Source organism: Nonomuraea glycinis, from assembly GCF_035920485.1.
GTDB lineage: Bacteria > Actinomycetota > Actinomycetes > Streptosporangiales > Streptosporangiaceae > Nonomuraea > Nonomuraea glycinis.
The window spans coordinates 2,129,633-2,147,190 of sequence record NZ_CP109166.1 but is presented as its reverse complement, the minus strand read 5'-3'; the positions used below and the strand labels follow the sequence as shown (position 1 = coordinate 2,147,190).

Genomic DNA, 17,558 nt, shown 5'->3' with positions numbered 1-17,558 from the left:
CGTCGGGGCATGAACGTTGTCGAGCGGAGCGGCGTGGCACGCGGTGCCGGGCCCAGGGTGCACCTGGCCGCGTTGGACGGGCTGCGCGGGGTGGCGATCCTCGGCGTCCTGCTGTTCCACACCGGCCACCTGTCCGGCGGGTTCCTCGGGGTGGACCTGTTCTTCGCCCTGTCCGGCTACCTGATCACCGATCTGCTGCTGCGGGAGATCGCCGCGACCGGCGCCGTGTCGCTGGTCGCCTTCTGGGGCCGGCGGATCCGCCGGCTGCTCCCAGCGTTGGTGATCATGCTGGTGGTCGTCACGCTGCTGGTCCGGCTGGTGGGGCCGCCGGACCTGGTGCGTACGACGCTGTCGGACGGCCCGTGGGTGCAGGTCAACCTGATCAACTGGCACCTGCTCGCCGAGTCGGCCGGCTACTGGGACCGGTTCGGTGCGGACCGGGTGTTCGGGCACCTGTGGAGCATCGCCGTCGAGGAGCAGTTCTACCTGGTGTGGCCGGTGCTGGTGCTGGTCGTCGCCCGGTGGGGGCGGCGGGTGGCGGGCCGGGTGGCGCTGGTCGCGATCCTGGTCTCGGCCGTCTCGCTGATCCTCATGGTCACGCTGGCCGACCCGGCGGACCCGACCCGCGTCTACACCGGCACCGACACGCGGGCGTTCTCACTGCTGCTGGGCGCCGCGATCGCCACCCGGCCGCTCCGCGACGCACTGGCCCGTACGTTCGCCACCCGACCGCTCCGCGACGCACTGGCCCGTACGTTCGCCACCCGACCGCTCCGCGACGCACTGGCCCGTACGGTCGGCGAGCGGGCAGGTGGCGGGCCGGCGTCGGTCGCGGTCGGCGGGCGGGCGGGTGGGGCGGCGGGGTTGGTCGTGGTCGGGATGGGGGTGGCGTGGGCGCTCGTGGACGGGGTGGACTCGGCGTGGTTGTTCACCGGTGGGCTCTTCCTGCACTCGCTGGCCGGCGCGCTGCTGGTCGGCCTGTGCGTGCAGGCGCCGCACACGGTGGTCGCCAGAGCCCTCGCCTGGCAGCCGCTGCGCCGGCTCGGCCTGATCTCCTACAGCGTGTACCTGTGGCACTGGCCGATCCTCGTCCTGCTCTCCCCCGAGCGGACGGGCCTCGACGGGTGGGCGCGTTCGCTGGCGGTGTACGCCGCGTCGATCGGCCTGGCCACGCTGTCGAAGTGGCTGGTCGAGGACCCGATCCGGTTCCGTGCCCGGTGGGCCAGGGGGCGGGGCGGGCTGGTGGCGTTCGTCGCGGTCATGGCCGGGCTGGCCGTGCTGTGGCTCGCCGTGCCCGGGCCGGCATCGGTGACCATCGACGTCACCCGGCTGGGCTGATCATTCGATCAGCGGGCAGGTCCGCAGCTTGGCCGACTCCGGCGTGGCCAAGGTGAAGCCCAGCCGCACCTTGGTGGTCCGCGAACCGCCGCTCTGCACCCACACGCCCAACGCCGTGCACACGATCTGGTCGATGCCCAGCGGGGTCACCTCGTAGGCCGCCAACGGCAGCCGCAGGTCTATCAGGTCGGGCGTGGTCTCCACGAAGACCCTGGTCACGCCTTCCGTCGTGGTGATCTGGGTGCGCAGATCCTCCCCGGGGCCGGTCAGCAGCCAGGCCAGCGCCTCGGCGATCGTGCCCAGGTGATCGGTCCGCCGGAGCTGCGGCCGCAGCCGGTCGTCCGCGTCGACGAAGTACAGCGTCGCCCCGGACGCCACGCCCGTGGGGGCCTGACCCGCGTCGATGACCTCCGAGGGCTGGATGCCGCAGCCCGCCACCATCACGGCCAGCGCCGTCAACCAGATTCGCCGCATCCGTCCTCCAGGGTTCGTGGCAGTCGCAGGACGAAGCGCGCTCCGGCGCCGGGAGCGTTGCCGGCGGTGAGGTCGCCGCCGTGCAGGCGGGCGTTCTCCAGCGCGATCGCCAGCCCGAGTCCGCTGCCAGGGGTCCGGGTCCGGGCCGCGTCGTGCTTGTAGAAGCGGTCGAACACCTGGGGCAGCGCGGTCTCGGCCAGGCCGGGCCCGTGGTCGGTCACCACGATCCACACCTGGTCCCGGTCGGCCGAGACGTGCACGCGCACCGGGGGGTCGCCGTGTCGCAGGGCGTTGCCGACCAGGTTGGCCACGATGACGTCGAGTCTGCGCCGGTCCAGCCGCAGCCAGATCTCCTGCTGGACCACCAGGTCGACCTGCTCCGTCCAGCCCCGCGCCCGCAGGCAGTTCCACACGGCGGCGGCCAGGTCGACCTCCTCCGCGACCAGGCGGACGGTGCCGGCGTCGAAGCGGGACACCTCCAGCAGGTCCTCCACGAGCCGGACCATCCGGTGGATCTCGGTGATCGCCAGGTCCGCGGACTCCCGCGCGTCCGCCTCCATGCCGTCGGTCATGGTGCCCAGCACCTCCACCACCGCGGTCAGCGTGCTCAACGGGGTGCGCAGTTCGTGCGAGGCATCGGCGGCGAACCTTCTGGCATCGGCCCGCAGGCGCTCCTGCGTGGCCATCGACGACTGCACCGATTCGGCCATCTGGTTGATCGTGACGGTCAGGTCGGCCAGCTCGTCCGCACCCCGGGGCGGCGACCTCGCGTCCAGGTCGCCGGCGGCCAGCCGGCGCGCGGTGTCGCGGAGCCTGCGGACCGGGCGCAGCACACTGCCCGCGGCCAGCACGGCCAGCAGCACCGCCAGCGGCAGCGCCAGCGCGGCCGTGCCGACCGCGGATCGGGTGAGGTCGTCGATCTGCCGCTGTACGCCGGTGAGGTCGCGCACCGCGTACACCTCGATGCCGGACGGGGTGCGCTCGCCGTTCAGCGCGGTGATCGTGACGGGCGTGCCGATGAGCAGCCACGGCCGGTGATCGGCGGTGATCCGCTGCACGACGAGCCGGTTCTCGGTCCGTACGGCGGCGCGCAGCGCGTCGGTGACCAAGCCGGTGGCGGCCCCCTTCGCGGACCGGAGATCGCGATAGGTCACCGCCGTGTCCGGCCCGACGGCAGCGCGCAGCCGATCGAGTGCCGCCTGGTCCGGCGGGTAGGTGAGCTGGGGAGTGATCGCGCTGATCTGGTCGGAGAGGGTGTCGGTGAGCCCTTCCTGAGTCACGGTGACCAGCGCGGTGCTCGCCGACCCGGCGCTCGACCAGGCCGCCGCTGCCGCGCCGAGCAGGGTCACCAGCACGAACGCGACCAGCAGCCGGGGGCGAAGCCCGCGCGGCCACAGCCGCCAGGTCACAATGGCCCGAACCGATAACCGAACCCGCGCACCGTCTGCACATACTCCGGAGCCGCCGGGTTGGTCTCGATCTTCGCCCGCAGCCGCTGCACACAGTTGTCGACCAGCCGGGAGTCCCCGAGGTAGTCGTGCTCCCACACCTCCTCCAGCAGCTGCTGCCGGCTGAACACCCGCTCGGGGGTGCGGGACAGGGTCAGCAGCAGCCGCAGCTCGGTGGGGGTCAGCGTCACCGGCTCGCCCTGGCGTGACACCGTCAGCGCCACGGTGTCGATGCGCAGGTCGCGATGGAGTCGTACCCCGTCGGGCGGGCCGGGACTGCGGCGCAGGACCGCGCGGATCCGCGCGTCGAGCACCGCGGGCTGCGCCGGTTTGATGACGTAGTCGTCGGCGCCCGCTTCCAGGCCGCCCACGACGTCGAATTCGTCACCGCGCGCGGTCAGCATGATCACCGGAATCTCGCCGATCGACCGGACCCGGCGGCACACCTCGTATCCGTCCATGCCGGGCAGCATCAGGTCGAGCACCACCAGGTCCGGCAGGGACGCCTGCAGCTCCCGCAGGCCGTCCTCGCCGGTCTCGGCCGTGCGGACGTCATGACCGTGCCTGCGTAACGCGAGCTGGAGCCCACGTCGTACCAGCGGATCGTCTTCGATGAGCAGAATTGCCACCACATGTCCAGTATGGAGAACCTGGGGCGGCCTGACCGGGGGTGATGGTCGTTGCGACACACCTGGGACACGGCGGCGGAGATCCTGGGACATGCCGGCGGCACGGTTGAGGCCATGACCAAGACCTCAGGGACCAAGACCTCAGGGACCAAGACCGCAAGGATCAAGGCGTCGAGTCTCGTACCCGGCCTGCTCGGGCTGCTTCTGCTGACCGGCGCGTGCGCCGCTCAGCCCGCCGCGACCGCCGGCGCCGAGTCCGCCGCGACGGCCGCGTCGGGCGGCCAGGGGCTGTCCAAGGTGCTGTTCATCGGCGACTCGATCGCCGTGGGCGAGGCGGTGCCGCTGACCGAGGCCTTCGCCGCCGGTGACGTCCGCTTCCAGTCGCTGGCCTCCGAGGGCGGCGGGAACGTCGTCGGACCGTTCTCCGACAAGAACTGGCAGAAGCTGCCCAAGGAGATCGCCGCCGCCGAGCCCTCCGTGGTCATCTACCAGATCACCACCTTCGACTGGGGCAGCGGCAAGGAGCAGCAGGCCGCCTACCGCAAGCTGCTGAGCACGGTCACCGGCGCCGGCGCGAAGCTGGTCTTCGTCACCATGCCGCCGATCAAGCCCGACGACTTCTACCGGCCGCACATGGCCGAACTGGAGCGAGCCCCCGCCGCCGCCCGCGCCGTGGCGAAGGCCTCCTCGGGGCAGGCCACCGTGCTCGACGCCGGTGCGGTGTGGGGCAGCGCCTACCAGCGGAACAGGGACGGCAAGCCCGACCGCAGCACCGACGGCATCCACTCCTGCCCGCAGGGCGCCGCCCGCTTCACCGTCTGGCTGCTCGACGAGCTGGCCGAGCGGTTCCCCGGCTTCACCCCCGCCGACCCGAAAGTCTGGGCCAACACCGGCTGGGCCGACGACAAGCACTTCAAAGGCTGCTGATCCCTGGTGACCGCTCAGCCCGGAATCCGGAACGGCAGGAAGCACACCACCGCGTCCGTGTGGTCGCGGAGGGCGGCGGCCAGGAGCAGGTCCCGCTGCGTGTGCAGGAGCCGGTAGCGGGGATGGGGCGGCTGGATGCCGGGGATGACCGCGGCGATCCACCTGCCGTCCGCCTCCTGGCGCCGGACGAACTCGACGATCGGGCGGACCACCGTGTGGCTGGGACCGTCCAGCACCTTCAGCCGGACCTCCGGCGTCCACCGCTCCCACTCGGCGCGCAGGCCGGCGAGCTCGTCGGGGGCGTCGGACACGATCACGGCGACGACCTCCCCGCCGATGGCCAGCGCCGCGCTGATCGCCCGTTCGGACAGGGCGCTGATCGCGGTGGCCGGGCTGAGCGGCACGATGACCAGCCGCGCGGCCGGATCGGGGCTGCGCGGCGTGGGCTGGCGCCGCCCCAGCCCGAGCGCGCCGCCGACCTTGGCGTAGTAACCCTCCACCCAGCGGAACAGCAGGATCAGCAGGGGGATCGCGACGAGGATCACCCACGCGCCCTCGGTGAACTTCGTGGTGAGCAGCACCAGCGTGGCCACGGTGGTGGCCACCGCGCCGACGCCGTTCAGCAGCGCCTTGCCGGCCCATCCCGGCGGGCGCAGGCGCGCCCAGTGCCGGACGAGCCCGGTCTGGGCGATGGTGAACCCGGTGAACACCCCGATGGCGAACAGCGGGATCAGCCGGTGGGTCTGCGCGTCGACCGCGATGAGGAGCATGGCGGCCAGGACGGCCACCGCGACGACGCCGTAGCGGTGGACGGGCCGTTCGGAGCGCAGCGCGAACAGGTGCGGCAGCCGGTGGTCCTTGGCCAGCAGGGCCATCAGGACCGGCAGGCCGCCGAAGCTGGTGTTCGCGGCCAGCCCGAGCGCGAAGGTGACGATGATGTTGACCGCGTAATAGAGCCAGCCCGTGCCGTAGGCGCCCGCGGTGAGCTGGGCGAGGATGGTGACGTCCCCTCGGGGGATCACGTCGTCGCGCCGGATGAGCAGGGCTATCCCCACCAGCATCGACCCCAGCAGCACGCCCAGCATCAGCTCGGTCCGCTGGGCCCGGCGGACCCTCGGCTCGCGGAACATCGGCACGCCGTTGGCGATGGCCTCCACCCCGGTCAGCGCCGAGCAGCCGGAGGAGAACGCCTTGAGGATCAGCAGGACGCTGAGCGCCTCGTAGCCGGGCAGCGGCATGGCCGTCCCGACCACGGCCGCCGGATGGCCCCGGGCCAGCCCGACGACGACGATGCCGACGATGCTCACGATGAACAGCAGGGTCGGCAGCGCCAGCACCCGCGCGCTGTCGGCGATGCCGTACAGATTGAGCGCGGTGAGCACGGCCAGTCCCACCAGGCAGGTGCCGAGCAGGTGCGGGCCGAGGGCGGGAAAGGCGGAGGCCAGGCTCGCCGCGCCCGCGGCGAGGCTGACCGCCACGGTGAGCACGTAGTCCACGATGAGCGCGGCGGCGGCCAGGAGGCTGATCCCCGGGCCGAGGCTCTGCTGGGCCACGGCGTAGGAGCCGCCGCCGTCCGGATAGGCGGCGATCACCTGGCGGTAGGAGATCACCAGCAGGATGAGCAGCGCGGCGATCGCGAGCGTGATCGGCAGGGTGTGGCCGACGGCGGCGCTCCCGGCGGCGACCAGGACGAGGGCGATCGCCTCGGGCCCGTAGGCGACGGAGCTGAGCGCGTCGAGGGACAGCGCGACCAGTCCTTGCAGGCTGGTCAGGTGGTGCTTGTCGCCCTCGCCGTGCCGCAGCTGGATCTTCGGCGCCCGCCGGCCGGACAGGGGGCCGCCCGTGGTGGCGACCGCGCGGTCCGCCCGGAGAGGGTCCGGATCACCCCTCCGCAAAGGTCTGATCCGATCCGTGCGTCATGCGGAAGAGCTTGCCGGTGGGCCGGAGGGACAAACGCGAAGCTTCTCAGCTTTGCCCATCATTAACGCGGTGGGACGCGTGGCTCCCCCGGGCCGGACCGCGCGAGCCTGCCGACGCTCGCCCGGGACGCCGAGCGCAACCGCTACTGACGACCCGGCCGAAGCCGGGCTCAGCTCGGCTCGGTGGTCTGCTCCCACATCGACTTGATCTCGGCGAACCCCTGTTCCATGATCCCCACCATGGCCTTGCGGGCCCGCTCGCCGTCCCGCCGCTGGATCGCCTGGGCCACGTCGGTGTGCAGCTGTAATGCCTGCTCGTCCGGGTAGTGCGGCATCAGGTGGTAGTGGTGCCGGCCGGCCAGCACCTCGGCGACGATCACGTGCAGCTTGGCGAACATCTCGTTGCCGGAGGCGGCCAGCATCCGCCGGTGAAACTCGATGTCCAGGGTGAGGAAGCGCGCCTCGTCGCCGACCTTCCCGGCGGCCCACATCTTGGCCGCTATCCCGACCAGCTCGCTCGCCTCGTCGTCGCTGATCCGCTCGGCGGCCAGCCAGGCGGCGTGCGGCTCGATCGCGGTCCGCAGCTCGGTGATCGAGCGCATCTGCGCCATCCGCCCGTCCGAGGCGAGCCGCCAGCGGATCACCTGCGGATCGAAGACACTCCACACCTCGGCGGGCTGGATCATGATCCCGACCCGGCGCCGGGTCTCGATGAGCCCCATGGAGGCGAGCACCCGCAGCACCTCGCGGATCACCGAGCGGGAGACCTGATAGCGGTCGACCAGGTCGTCGATGCTCAGGACGGCGGCAGCGGCCAGCTCGCCGCTGCAGATGGCGGTGCCGAGGTGGTCGAGAACCCGCGCGTGCAGCCCAGTCTCGACAGGGGCGTGCTGGGAGGGCGCGGCCCCTGGGGAGGACTGACTCACGGTAAAGAGCATATCAGTGTGACCTCTACCTTGAACAAGTCCGCTTTTTTGCTCTAGCATCCACACATTAAGCAGATGTTAAGAGAGCGTGGCGCTCTTCCGGGGGGCGGCGGCCATGACATAGAGGAGAGATGACGTGCGACGTCAATCGATAATCGGTGCGTCTCTGGCGGTGGCAGTCGCCATGAGCCTGTCCGCCTGTGGCGGTGACAGCGGTGGCGAGTCCAATACGGTCCGGGTCACCCTGGCCAACCACGTGTGGACGGAGAACGTCAAGCAGGCCCTGCCCGCGTTCGAGAAGGAGACCGGGCTCAAGGTCGAGATCACCCAGCTCGGCGAGGACCAGCTCTCCGACCAGTACAACGTCAAGCTCAACGCCGGCTCGTCCGACATCGACGTGATGATGTACCGCCCCTTGCAGGAGGGGAAGCTCTTCGCCAAGAACAAGTACCTGACGGACCTGACCGACCAGGTGGCGGCCAACAAGGACTGGGACTTCAGTGACTTCCAGTCCGGCCCGGCGGAGGCCACCACGTACGAGGGCAAGCCCGTCGGTGTCCCGATCATCACCGAGCAGGAGGTCCTCTACTACCGCAAGGACCTGCTCGAGAAGGCCGGCCTGAGCGGCCCGCCGAAGACCCTCGACGAGCTGAAGGCCGCCGCCACCAAGATCAAGGAAGCCGAGCCGGGCGTCGCCGGCTTCGTCGCCCGCACCGGCAAGTCGGCCGCGGTCACCCAGTTCTCCAGCTTCCTCTACAGCTTCGGCGGCGACTTCGTCGACAGCGCCGGCAAGGCCACGGTCAACAGCGACGCGGCCAAGCAGGCGTACGCCTACTACGGCGGGCTGATCAAGGACACCGGCCCGGCGAACGTCAGCACCGACATGGGCTGGCCCGAGGCGATGGCCATCTTCACCCAGGGCCAGGCCGCCTTCTACACCGAGGCCAACTCGCTCTACAAGAACGCCACCGACCCCGCCAAGTCCAAGGTCTCCGACCAGGTCGGCTTCGCGCCGTTCCCGGCGGGCCCCGCCGGGTCGAAGCCGTACAGCATCCCGTCATGGGCGCTGGGGATCAACGACAACTCGGAGAACAAGGCCAACGCCTGGAAGTTCATCGAGTGGGCCACCGGCAAGGACCAGACGCTCGCCCAGCAGAAGTCCGGCGTGCCGGGCGCCCGCAGCTCCGTCTGGGCCAACCCGGAGGGCACCTCGACCTTCCCGAAGGACATGGTGGCGGCTATCGAGGCCAGCACCCAGGGCGGCGTGGGGCATGACCGGCCGGTCGTGGTGAAGGTTCCCGAGTCCCGCGAGATCGTCGGCCAGCCGATCGTGGACGCGATCACCGGCAAGGACGCCGCGGCCTCCGCCGACACGGCCAACACCGCTTTCCAGAAGTTCCTGGACGACGAGGCCAAGTAGGCGGCGCACGCGGGTGGCGCGGCGGGAGCCCACCACCCGCGTACCCCCGCAGGCTCGCCCACCCCTGGAGAACGTCATGGCAACGATCACCCCCACCAAGGCGCCGCGCGACGCCTCCCTTGCGACACCCGGCTGGGTGCGCTGGGCCAACGACCACCGCAAATGGCTGCTCGCCGCGCCGGCGATGATCTTCGTCGCCGCGCTCATCGTGATCCCCCTCGTCTGGACCGGCTACCTGAGCCTGACCGACACCGAAGGATCCGTCCGCGCGGACAGCGAGTTCGTGGGCATCCAGAACTACCTCGACGTCCTGTCGGACTTCGACCGGTTCTGGCCCGCCGTCGGGCGGACCGCCGCGTTCACCATCGTCGCGCTGCTGTTCGAAGTGGTCCTCGGGATGGCGATCGCGCTGCTGCTCTGGCGGCCGTTCAAAGGGCAGAAGTGGGTCCGGGTCGCCATCCTGATGCCGCTCGTCGCCACCCCGGTCGCGGTCGGCATGATGTGGCGGCTCATCTTCGACCCGAACATCGGCCTGGCCAACCAGGCCCTCGGCTGGGTCGGCATCGCGCCGCAGCCGTGGCTGTCCGGCCAGTACACCGCCCTGCCGACCACGATCTTCATCGACGTGTGGCAGTGGACGCCGATGGTGGTGCTGATCCTGCTCGCCGGGCTCACCTCGCTGTCGGACGAGCCACAGGAGGCGGCGCGGATCGACGGCGCCAGCACCTGGCAGCGCTTCCGGCACGTCACCCTGCCGCTGCTGATGCCCACGGTGATCGTGGCCGTCCTGCTGCGCGGCATCGACGCCCTGAAGACCTTCGACATCCTGTACGCCACCAAGGGGCGCGGCGGCGGCTCGTTCCACGAGGTCGAGACCCTCAACGTGTACGCCTACGGCCTCAGCTTCGACTACAACGAGTACGGCGTCTCCTCCACCGTCCTCATCCTCTTCTTCCTGATCATCATCGGGTCGATGTGGGCCCTGACCGCCCGGCGCAAGGAGGCAAAGCGATGAAGCCCCGTCGCGCGTACCAGGTGTTCCGCGTCGCGGCGCTCACCTTCGTGGTGCTCTCGCTGCTCGCGCCCCTGATCTGGATGATCAGCGCGTCGTTCAAGACCAACGTCGACATCTACGACACGAGCAAGGCGCTGGTCTTCTCGCCCACCGCGGACAACTACTTCAAGGTGCTCCAGCAGGCGAACTACGTCCAGTTCATCGTCAACAGCCTGTGGGTGGCGTTCGCCGCCACCGTGGCGTCGCTGATCCTCGGCGTGCCGGCGGCTTACTCGATGAGCCGGTTCAACATGAAGAAGTCCGCGCTGGTGGTGCTGATGGCCCGGGTCATTCCCGGCGTCTCGCTGCTGGTGCCGTGGTATTACGTCTTCGCCAACCTGAAGATGGTCGGCGGCTCCGGGGTGCTGATCCTCAGCCACATGTTCGTCTCGCTGCCGCTGGTGGTCTACATCATGATGGGCTACTTCGACAGCGTGCCGGCGGAGCTGGAGGAGGCGGCGCTGGTCGACGGGATGACCCACCTCGGCGCGTTCCGCCGCATCATGCTGCCGCTGTCCGTGCCGGGCATCGCCACCGCGGGCATCCTGTCGGTCATCTTCTCCTGGAACAACTTCATGTTCGCCCTGGTGCTCTCCGACGCCGACACCAAGACCCTGCCCGTGGCGATCTTCGACTTCGTCGGCTACGCCAGCATCGACTGGGGCGGCCTGATGGCGGCGGCCACCGTGGTCACCGTACCGATCATGCTGATCGCCCTGTTCGTGCAGAAGTACGTGGTCTCCGGTCTCACCGCCGGCGCGACCAAGGGCTGAGAACCGTAAGAAAGGCACCTGCGTGCAGATCATCGCGGCGGACGTCATCGTCACCAGCCCCGACCGTAACTTCGTCACCCTCAAGATCACGACGGAGGAGGGGATCACCGGGCTGGGGGACGCCACCCTCAACGGGCGGGAGCTGTCGGTCGCGTCCTACCTGGCCGACCACGTGGTCCCCCTGCTGATCGGGCGGGACGCGCACCGCATCGAGGACACCTGGCAGTTCCTCTACCGCTCGGCCTACTGGCGGCGCGGGCCCGTCACCATGGCCGCCATCGCGGCCGTGGACGTGGCGCTGTGGGACATCAAGGCCAAGGCCGCCGGACTGCCGCTCTACCAGCTGCTCGGCGGCGCCTCCCGCAGCGGGATCATGGCGTACGGGCACGCCTCGGGCCGGGACCTGCCGGAGCTGTTCGACTCGATCCGCAAGCACCTGGCGCTGGGATACCGGTCGATCCGGGTGCAGACCTCCGTGCCGGGCATCAACGCCGTGTACGGCGTGGCCGCGCAGCCCGGCGTCGACGGCAAACGGTACGACTACGAGCCGGCCCAGCGCACCGCGCTGCCCGCCGAAGAGGACTGGGACACCCGCGCCTACCTGCGTCACCTGCCCGGCGTCTTCGAGGCGGTGCGCAACGAGTTCGGGCCCGAGCTGCCGCTGCTGCACGACGGGCACCATCGGATGACCCCGATCCAGGCGGCCAAGCTGGGCAAGGCGCTGGAGCCGTACGACCTGTTCTGGCTGGAGGACTGCACGCCGGCGGAGAACCAGGAGGCGCTGCGGCTGGTCCGTCAGCACACCACCACGCCGCTGGCCATCGGCGAGGTCTTCAACACCGTGTGGGACTACCAGACCTTGATCCGCGAGCAGCTCATCGACTACGTCCGGTCCGCGGTCACCCACACCGGGGGGATCACGGCCATGCGGAAGCTGCTCGACTACGCCGCTCAATACCAGATCAAGTCCGGCATCCACGGGCCTACGGACATCTCGCCGGTCGGGATGGCCGCCGCGCTGCACCTGGACCTGGCGATCCACAACTTCGGCATCCAGGAGTACATGCAGCACGGCCCGGCGACCGACGAGGTGTTCCAGCAGTCGTTCAGCTTCGAGGACGGCTACCTGCACCCGGGTGAGCGGCCGGGGCTCGGGGTGGAGCTCGACGAGGAGGCGGCGGCGCGGTTCCCGTACCAGCCCGCGTACCTGCCGTTCAACCGCCTCAAGGACGGCACCGTCCACGACTGGTGAGGCCGGCCGCGCGAGTGGTAAGGCCGCCCGCGTGAGCGGCCGGTGAGGCGCCGCTCGTGCGAGCGGACGTGCGAGCGGTCGTGGGCGAGCGTTATGTCCGGGTGAGCACCCAGGCGACGTCCCGGAGCAGGGCGTGTCGCCAGCTTGCCCGGTCATGGTCGGCGGCCGAGCGGGAGACCCGCACGGTCGCGCCGGCCCGCTCGGTCAGGGTCTCGACCAGCGCACAGTGCGGCAGCATCCGCGTCTCGTGTTCGCCCACGTCGAAGGCGACCCGCAGCCCGGACAGGTCGGGGCGCTCGTGCAGGCGCGCGGCGATGACGCCGCCGACCGGGCCGCCCATGGGGTCCGCCCGGTGCGCGGCGTCGGGCGTCCACCAGAACGACCCCGACTGGCAGGCGATGCCGGAGACGAGGCCCGGTAACTCCAGCGCCGCGTACATGGCGCTCAGCCCGCCGAGGCTCTGCCCGGCCACCACCAGCCGGTCCGGGTCGGCGGGCACGCCGCTCCCGGCCACCAGCGGCAGCAACTCGTCCCGGATCGCCTCCCACAGCTCGGCCCGGCACCCGAACTCCGCCTCCCTGTCCTGGGCGGGCAGGAAGACGAGCGTGACGGGAGGCAGGTCGCCCTGTGCGACGGCCGAGTCGAACGCGGTCATGGCCGGATGCAGGTAGAGCCAGTCGTCGCCGTCGAGCAGCAGGACGACCGGCCCGCCGCCGCCCGCCGGGTGCACCCGCACGGTACGCCGGCCGAGCCGCCCGGCCCAGCGCAGGCGGGTGGCCGGGAGGGGCAGGACGTCGTCGGCGCCGAGGTCGGGCCAGTGCGGCTGGGCGGGGCAGTCCGGGGTCGCGGCGATCGAGCGGTCACCGCCCGCGCCGGCCGGGTTGAGCGGGTCGGCGTACGCCGACCCGCCGTCCGTGCGGAACCGGTAGGTCACCCGCAGCCGCGCGGGCATGGCCACCTCGGCGTACCAGCAGTCCGTGTCCGCCCACCGACGCAGCGGCACCGGCTCCGACCAGCTCTCGAAGTCGACGCTCGCCGGGGACCCGCGCCACAGGAACAACGTCACCCAGCCGGAGCCCGCGGGCACCGACGCGGGCGGCCCCGCCGCCGCCCAGAACGCGTCGGTGCCGGGCTCGCCGGGCAGCCCGTACGCGGCGAAGGTCTTCTCCATGTCCCCACTCCCTCGGCCAGGGGGACTAAGGATAGCTTTGCCTAAGTGCGAGCGACCGCCCGCGCCCTGCCACGCGGGTGAAGCAGAGAGATAACGTACGACGACATGGGCACGACTGTGGAAGATCCTCCCGCGCCCGGGGTCACGGAGACCCGCTTACGGCGGGTCACGGGCCTGGGCGCGCTGATCGTGCTCCTCGTGGTGGCGGCGGCGGTGTCGCTGGCCGTCGGCGCGCGCGCGTTGAGTCCCGTCGAGGTGTGGCACGGGTTGTTCACGGCACCGGGCGCCGACCAGCGGCTCACCGAGATCACCCTCATCGTGCAGACCGTGCGGGTGCCCCGGACCGTGCTCGCCATCGTCGCGGGCATCGCCCTGGGCATCGGCGGGGCGCTGATCCAGGGCTACACCCGCAACCCGATCGCCGACACGGGGCTGCTGGGGCTGAACGCCGGCGCCTCGTTCGCCGTGGTGTCGGTGATCCTCGTGTTCGGGCTCGCCAATCCGTACCAGTACGTCTGGTTCGCCTTTCTGGGGGCGGCGGTCGCTGGGGTCGTCGTGTTCGGGCTGGCCAGCATCGGCAGGGGGGCGGGCAGTCCGCTGACGCTCGCGCTGGCCGGGCAGGGGATCGCGGTGTTCCTGGCGGCGATGACCACGGCGGTGGCGCTGACGGACCAGGCGTCGCTGAACGCGCTGCGGTTCTGGAACGCGGGCTCCGTGGCCGGGGTCGGCTTCGACGTCATCTGGCCGGTGGTGGCGTTCATCGTGGTCGGGTTGCTGCTGGCGCTGACCACCCTGCCCGCCGTCAACCTGCTCAACCTGGGTGACGATGTGGCCCGTGGCCTGGGCGTGAACATCGCGCTGACCAGGACCGTCGGGGTCGTCGCCATCACCCTGCTGGCGGGCGCGACCACGGCGGCGTGCGGCCCGATCGCGTTCCTCGGGCTCATGGTGGCCCACGTGGCCCGGTATCTCACCGGGCCGGACTATCGCTGGCTGGTGCCGTACGCGGGGCTGCTCGGCGCGGTCATCCTGCTGGGCTGTGACATGGTGGGGCGCGTGGTGGTGCGGCCGGGCGAGCTGGCGGCGGGTATCGTCGTCGCCCTCGTCGGCGCCCCGTTCTTCGCGGCGCTGGTGTGGCGCGGAAAGTTCAACGCCGCATGAACGAGCGAACGGTGGCGCCAGGCGTGCGGCTCGGCCGTGCGTCGTTCGTGTGGCGGCCCTGGATGATGGTCGTCACGCTGCTGCTGACGGCCGCGGCCTTCGTGATGTTCTGCTGGTCCATCGCCGTCGGGGACTTCCCCCTCGGCCTGTCCCAGGTGATCGCCACGATCTTCGGCCGGGGGGAGCGGGTCGACGAGTTCGTGGTCATGGACCTGCGGATGCCGCGTGCCCTGGCCGGGCTCATCGTGGGGATCGCGCTGGGGGTGTCCGGCGCGATCACGCAGTCCATCGCGCGCAACCCGCTGGCCAGCCCGGACATCCTGGGGATCACCGGGGGCGCGAGCGCGGTCGCGGTGTTCCTGGTGACGGTGTCGGGCGGGGCCGCCGCGACGATCGTCAGCTCCGTGGGCCTGTCCGCGGCGGCGCTCGCGGGCGGTCTCGGCACGGGGCTCCTGGTGTATTTCCTGGCCTGGCGGCGCGGGATCGACGGCCTGCGGCTCATCCTCATCGGCATCTCGGTGAGCGCCGTGATGGAGGCGATCACGGCCTGGCTGCTGGTCTCGGCCGACATCCGGGACGTGGCCCGGGCGCAGGCGTGGCTGGTCGGCTCGCTGGACAGCCGGTCGTGGAGCGAGATCTGGGTGGCCCTGTGGTGCATGCTCGCCCTCATGGCGGTCGTGGCGTACATCGCGTTCCACCTCAAGCCGATGCACTTCGGCGACGAGGTCGCGGCGGGACTGGGCGTCCGCTACTCGATGGTGCGGGCGGTCCTGCTGCTGTGCGCGGTGCTGCTGGCCGGGGTGGCGGTGAGCGCGGCGGGCCCGGTCCCGTTCGTGGCGCTGGTGGCGCCGCAGGTGGCGATGCGGCTGACGCGCTACCCGACGCCGCCGCTGGTGGCCTCCGGGCTGGTGGGCGCGCTGCTGTTGATCGGCGCGGACCTGGTGGCGCGGACGGCGCTGCCGGTCAGCCTCCCGGTCGGCGTGGTCACCGCCGCGATCGGTGGCCCCTTCCTCGTCTATCTGTTGGTACGGGCTAACCTCAGGAGGGGGATGTAAAGCAAGGCTAGCCTAATTAAAGTGGGTCCTGTGATCACTGAACACGCCACCCAGGTGGTCTCGCGGCTGGCGGCCGAGGGCGTCACCGTCGGATACGGCGGCCGGGCCGTCATCGACAACCTCGACGTAGTGATCCCGCCAGGGGTGATCACCACGATCATCGGCCCCAACGGCTGCGGCAAGTCCACCCTGCTCCGGGCGCTGTCCCGGCTGCTCAAGCCGTCCAAGGGCACGGTCGTGCTGGACGGTGAGGACATCGCCAAGCTCAAGACCCGGGACGTGGCCAAGAAGCTCGGGCTGCTCCCGCAGGCCCCCATCGCGCCGGAAGGGCTGACGGTGGCCGACCTGGTGGCCAGGGGCCGCCATCCGCACCAGAGCTGGCTGCGGCAGTGGTCGTCGGACGACGCCGCCGTGGTGACGCGCGCGCTGGCCATGACCGGGGTGTCCGACCTGGCCGGCCGCCCGGTCGACGCGCTGTCCGGCGGGCAGCGTCAGCGCGTCTGGATCTCGATGACCCTGGCCCAGGGCACCGACCTGCTGTTACTGGACGAGCCGATCACCTATCTGGACCTGGCGCACGCGATCGACGTGATCGACCTGGTGGACGACCTGCACGAGTCGGGCTGCACCGTGGTCATGGTCCTGCACGACCTCAACCTGGCCACGCGCTACAGCGACAACCTGATCGTGATGCGGGAGGGAGCGATCCTGGCGCAGGGGCACCCCCGTGACGTGATCACCCCTGAGCTGCTGCACGAGGCGTTCGGTCTGAGCGCCCGGGTGATCGACGATCCGGTGAGCGACCGGCCGCTCATCGTGCCGATCGGCCGCACCCACGTGCAGCTCTGAGGCAAGGTTAGCCTTACCTAACCTCAGCGTGTTACGGTTTGCCTGCCTGTATTGAGGGTTTGCAGCGATAGCGCGAAAGCAAGGGATTCCCGGATGCTTCTCCACCGAACGACAGTGACGAAGACCTTGCGGCGGTTAGGGGCGGCTGCCTCCGTCGCTACCCTCAGCCTCGGCCTCATCGCGGGCTGCGGGGCCGGCGCGCCGGAGACGCCCGGCGCCACCACCGCGGCCACCACCGCTGCGACCACGGGTGGCCCGTTCCCGGTCACCGTGGAGCACGCGTTCGGCTCCACGGAGATCACCAAGGCCCCCGAGCGGGTCGTCTCCGTCGGCTACACCGACGACCAGGCCATCCTGGCCTTCGGCATCAAGCCCGTCGGCATGGTCGACCAATACCCGAACCCGGCGGGCAAGACCCCGGACATCAACACCCAGTGGCCCTGGGTGAAGGACAAGTGGGGCGACACCCGCCCCGAGGTCATCATGAACAACGGGGACCCCGGTCCCAACTACGAGAAGATCGCCGCCCTGCGGCCGGACCTGATCATCGCGGTCTACTCCGAGATCGACCAGGCCGCCTACGACAAGCTCTCCCAGATCGCCCCGACGGTGGGCCGTACCAAGACCGAGAAGGAGCCGTTCAGCGCGCCGTGGCAGGACAACGCCGCGCACATCGCCAAGGCGCTCGGCAAGGCCGACGAGGGCGCGGCGATGGTGAAGGGCATCCAGGACAAACTGGACGCGGCCAAGGCGGCGCATCCGGAGTTCGCGGAGCAGAGCGCCGTCGCGGTGTCCTGGTACAAGAACTCGGTCGCCCCGTTCACCACCACCGACGTGCGCGGACGCATGGTGACGGGCATCGGCTTCAAGGGCGTGACGGCGATCGACGACATCGCGGACGGCAGTTTCTACACCGTGCTGTCCCCCGAGCGCATGGACCTGGTCGACGTCGATCGCATCTTCGTCATCGCCGACCAGGCGGACCAGGACGCGCTGAAGAAGTTCAAGCTGTTCGCCAACCTGCCCGCGGTCAAGGACGGCAAGGTGTCCTACCTGCTGGACAGTGAGGGCCCGGCGATCGGCGCGGCCATGTCGCAGGGCACCCTGCTGTCGCTGCCGTACGCGATCGACGAGCTCGTCAAGTCGGCGGGCTAGGCCGCCG

At 70.7% G+C, this 17,558-nt stretch carries 16 protein-coding genes; 10 read left to right on the top strand and 6 right to left on the bottom strand.

Going from position 1 to position 17,558, the window contains the following annotated elements; genetic code table 11:
* Positions 1 to 9 precede the first annotated feature (9 nt).
* Positions 10 to 1,338, top strand: coding sequence for an acyltransferase family protein (locus tag OHA68_RS09915; RefSeq protein WP_327107345.1), 1,329 nt, complete (start codon positions 10 to 12; stop codon positions 1,336 to 1,338).
* Here the strand turns inward: OHA68_RS09915 and OHA68_RS09910 are convergent, their stop codons facing one another.
* Genes OHA68_RS09910 through OHA68_RS09900 form a run of 3 tightly spaced genes read right to left on the bottom strand, consistent with a single transcriptional unit; the run spans position 1,339 to position 3,892 of the window.
* Positions 1,339 to 1,812, bottom strand: a complete 474-nt coding sequence (locus tag OHA68_RS09910; RefSeq protein WP_327107344.1) for a hypothetical protein — start codon at positions 1,810 to 1,812, stop codon at positions 1,339 to 1,341.
* Positions 1,794 to 3,221: a HAMP domain-containing sensor histidine kinase gene (locus OHA68_RS09905; protein ID WP_327107343.1), complete on the bottom strand. Its 1,428-nt coding sequence runs from the start codon at positions 3,219 to 3,221 to the stop codon at positions 1,794 to 1,796. Before OHA68_RS09905 ends, OHA68_RS09910 begins: the two co-directional genes overlap by 19 nt.
* Positions 3,218 to 3,892, bottom strand: a complete 675-nt coding sequence (locus tag OHA68_RS09900) for a response regulator transcription factor (RefSeq protein ID WP_327107342.1) — start codon at positions 3,890 to 3,892, stop codon at positions 3,218 to 3,220. Before OHA68_RS09900 ends, OHA68_RS09905 begins: the two co-directional genes overlap by 4 nt.
* A gap of 111 nt (positions 3,893 to 4,003) precedes the next feature.
* Here OHA68_RS09900 and OHA68_RS09895 point away from each other — a divergent pair, with 111 nt between their 5' ends.
* Positions 4,004 to 4,816 carry an SGNH/GDSL hydrolase family protein gene (locus tag OHA68_RS09895; protein WP_327107341.1) on the top strand — a complete coding sequence of 271 codons (813 nt, stop codon included), beginning with the start codon at positions 4,004 to 4,006 and terminating at the stop codon, positions 4,814 to 4,816.
* 14 nt (positions 4,817 to 4,830) lie between these two features.
* Here the strand turns inward: OHA68_RS09895 and OHA68_RS09890 are convergent, their stop codons facing one another.
* Positions 4,831 to 6,711: an APC family permease gene (locus tag OHA68_RS09890; RefSeq protein ID WP_327107340.1), complete on the bottom strand. Its 1,881-nt coding sequence runs from the start codon at positions 6,709 to 6,711 to the stop codon at positions 4,831 to 4,833.
* A gap of 194 nt (positions 6,712 to 6,905) precedes the next feature.
* Positions 6,906 to 7,661, bottom strand: coding sequence for a FadR/GntR family transcriptional regulator (locus OHA68_RS09885; protein WP_327107339.1), 756 nt, complete (start codon positions 7,659 to 7,661; stop codon positions 6,906 to 6,908).
* 184 nt (positions 7,662 to 7,845) lie between these two features.
* On the opposite strand from OHA68_RS09885, the gene OHA68_RS09880 reads away from it, so the two are divergent.
* From OHA68_RS09880 to manD, 4 genes are all read left to right on the top strand, one after another.
* Positions 7,846 to 9,081 carry an ABC transporter substrate-binding protein gene (locus tag OHA68_RS09880; RefSeq protein WP_327107338.1) on the top strand — a complete coding sequence of 412 codons (1,236 nt, stop codon included), beginning with the start codon at positions 7,846 to 7,848 and terminating at the stop codon, positions 9,079 to 9,081.
* Between the two features lie 76 nt (positions 9,082 to 9,157).
* A complete protein-coding gene (locus OHA68_RS09875; RefSeq protein WP_225277871.1) occupies positions 9,158 to 10,096 on the top strand; it encodes a carbohydrate ABC transporter permease in 939 nt (312 codons plus the stop codon).
* Positions 10,093 to 10,908 (top strand): carbohydrate ABC transporter permease, encoded by an 816-nt coding sequence (locus OHA68_RS09870; RefSeq protein WP_189142527.1) that lies wholly within the window; start codon positions 10,093 to 10,095, stop codon positions 10,906 to 10,908. The genes OHA68_RS09875 and OHA68_RS09870 overlap by 4 nt, the downstream gene beginning before the upstream one ends.
* Before the next feature lie 22 nt (positions 10,909 to 10,930).
* On the top strand, positions 10,931 to 12,160 hold the full coding sequence (manD, locus tag OHA68_RS09865) for a D-mannonate dehydratase ManD (RefSeq protein WP_327107337.1): 1,230 nt from the start codon (positions 10,931 to 10,933) through the stop codon (positions 12,158 to 12,160).
* A 91-nt stretch (positions 12,161 to 12,251) separates the two neighbouring features.
* On the opposite strand, the gene OHA68_RS09860 is transcribed toward manD, so the two are convergent.
* The gene (locus OHA68_RS09860; RefSeq protein ID WP_327107336.1) at positions 12,252 to 13,331 is read right to left on the bottom strand and encodes an alpha/beta hydrolase-fold protein; all 1,080 of its coding nucleotides are present in this window, start codon (positions 13,329 to 13,331) and stop codon (positions 12,252 to 12,254) included.
* 105 nt (positions 13,332 to 13,436) lie between these two features.
* Here OHA68_RS09860 and OHA68_RS09855 point away from each other — a divergent pair, with 105 nt between their 5' ends.
* The 4 genes from OHA68_RS09855 to OHA68_RS09840 all read left to right on the top strand — a co-directional run bounded on the left by OHA68_RS09855 (position 13,437) and on the right by OHA68_RS09840 (position 17,551).
* Complete coding sequence (locus tag OHA68_RS09855; RefSeq protein ID WP_327107335.1) at positions 13,437 to 14,492, top strand: FecCD family ABC transporter permease; 1,056 nt, start codon at positions 13,437 to 13,439, stop codon at positions 14,490 to 14,492.
* Entirely contained in the window at positions 14,489 to 15,547 is a 1,059-nt protein-coding gene (locus tag OHA68_RS09850; protein WP_327107334.1) for a FecCD family ABC transporter permease, read from the top strand. The genes OHA68_RS09855 and OHA68_RS09850 overlap by 4 nt, the downstream gene beginning before the upstream one ends.
* Positions 15,548 to 15,577: 30 nt before the next feature.
* A complete protein-coding gene (locus OHA68_RS09845) occupies positions 15,578 to 16,396 on the top strand; it encodes an ABC transporter ATP-binding protein (RefSeq protein WP_225277870.1) in 819 nt (272 codons plus the stop codon).
* A 114-nt stretch (positions 16,397 to 16,510) separates the two neighbouring features.
* Positions 16,511 to 17,551, top strand: a complete 1,041-nt coding sequence (locus OHA68_RS09840; protein WP_327107333.1) for an iron-siderophore ABC transporter substrate-binding protein — start codon at positions 16,511 to 16,513, stop codon at positions 17,549 to 17,551.
* Positions 17,552 to 17,558: the final 7 nt, after the last annotated feature.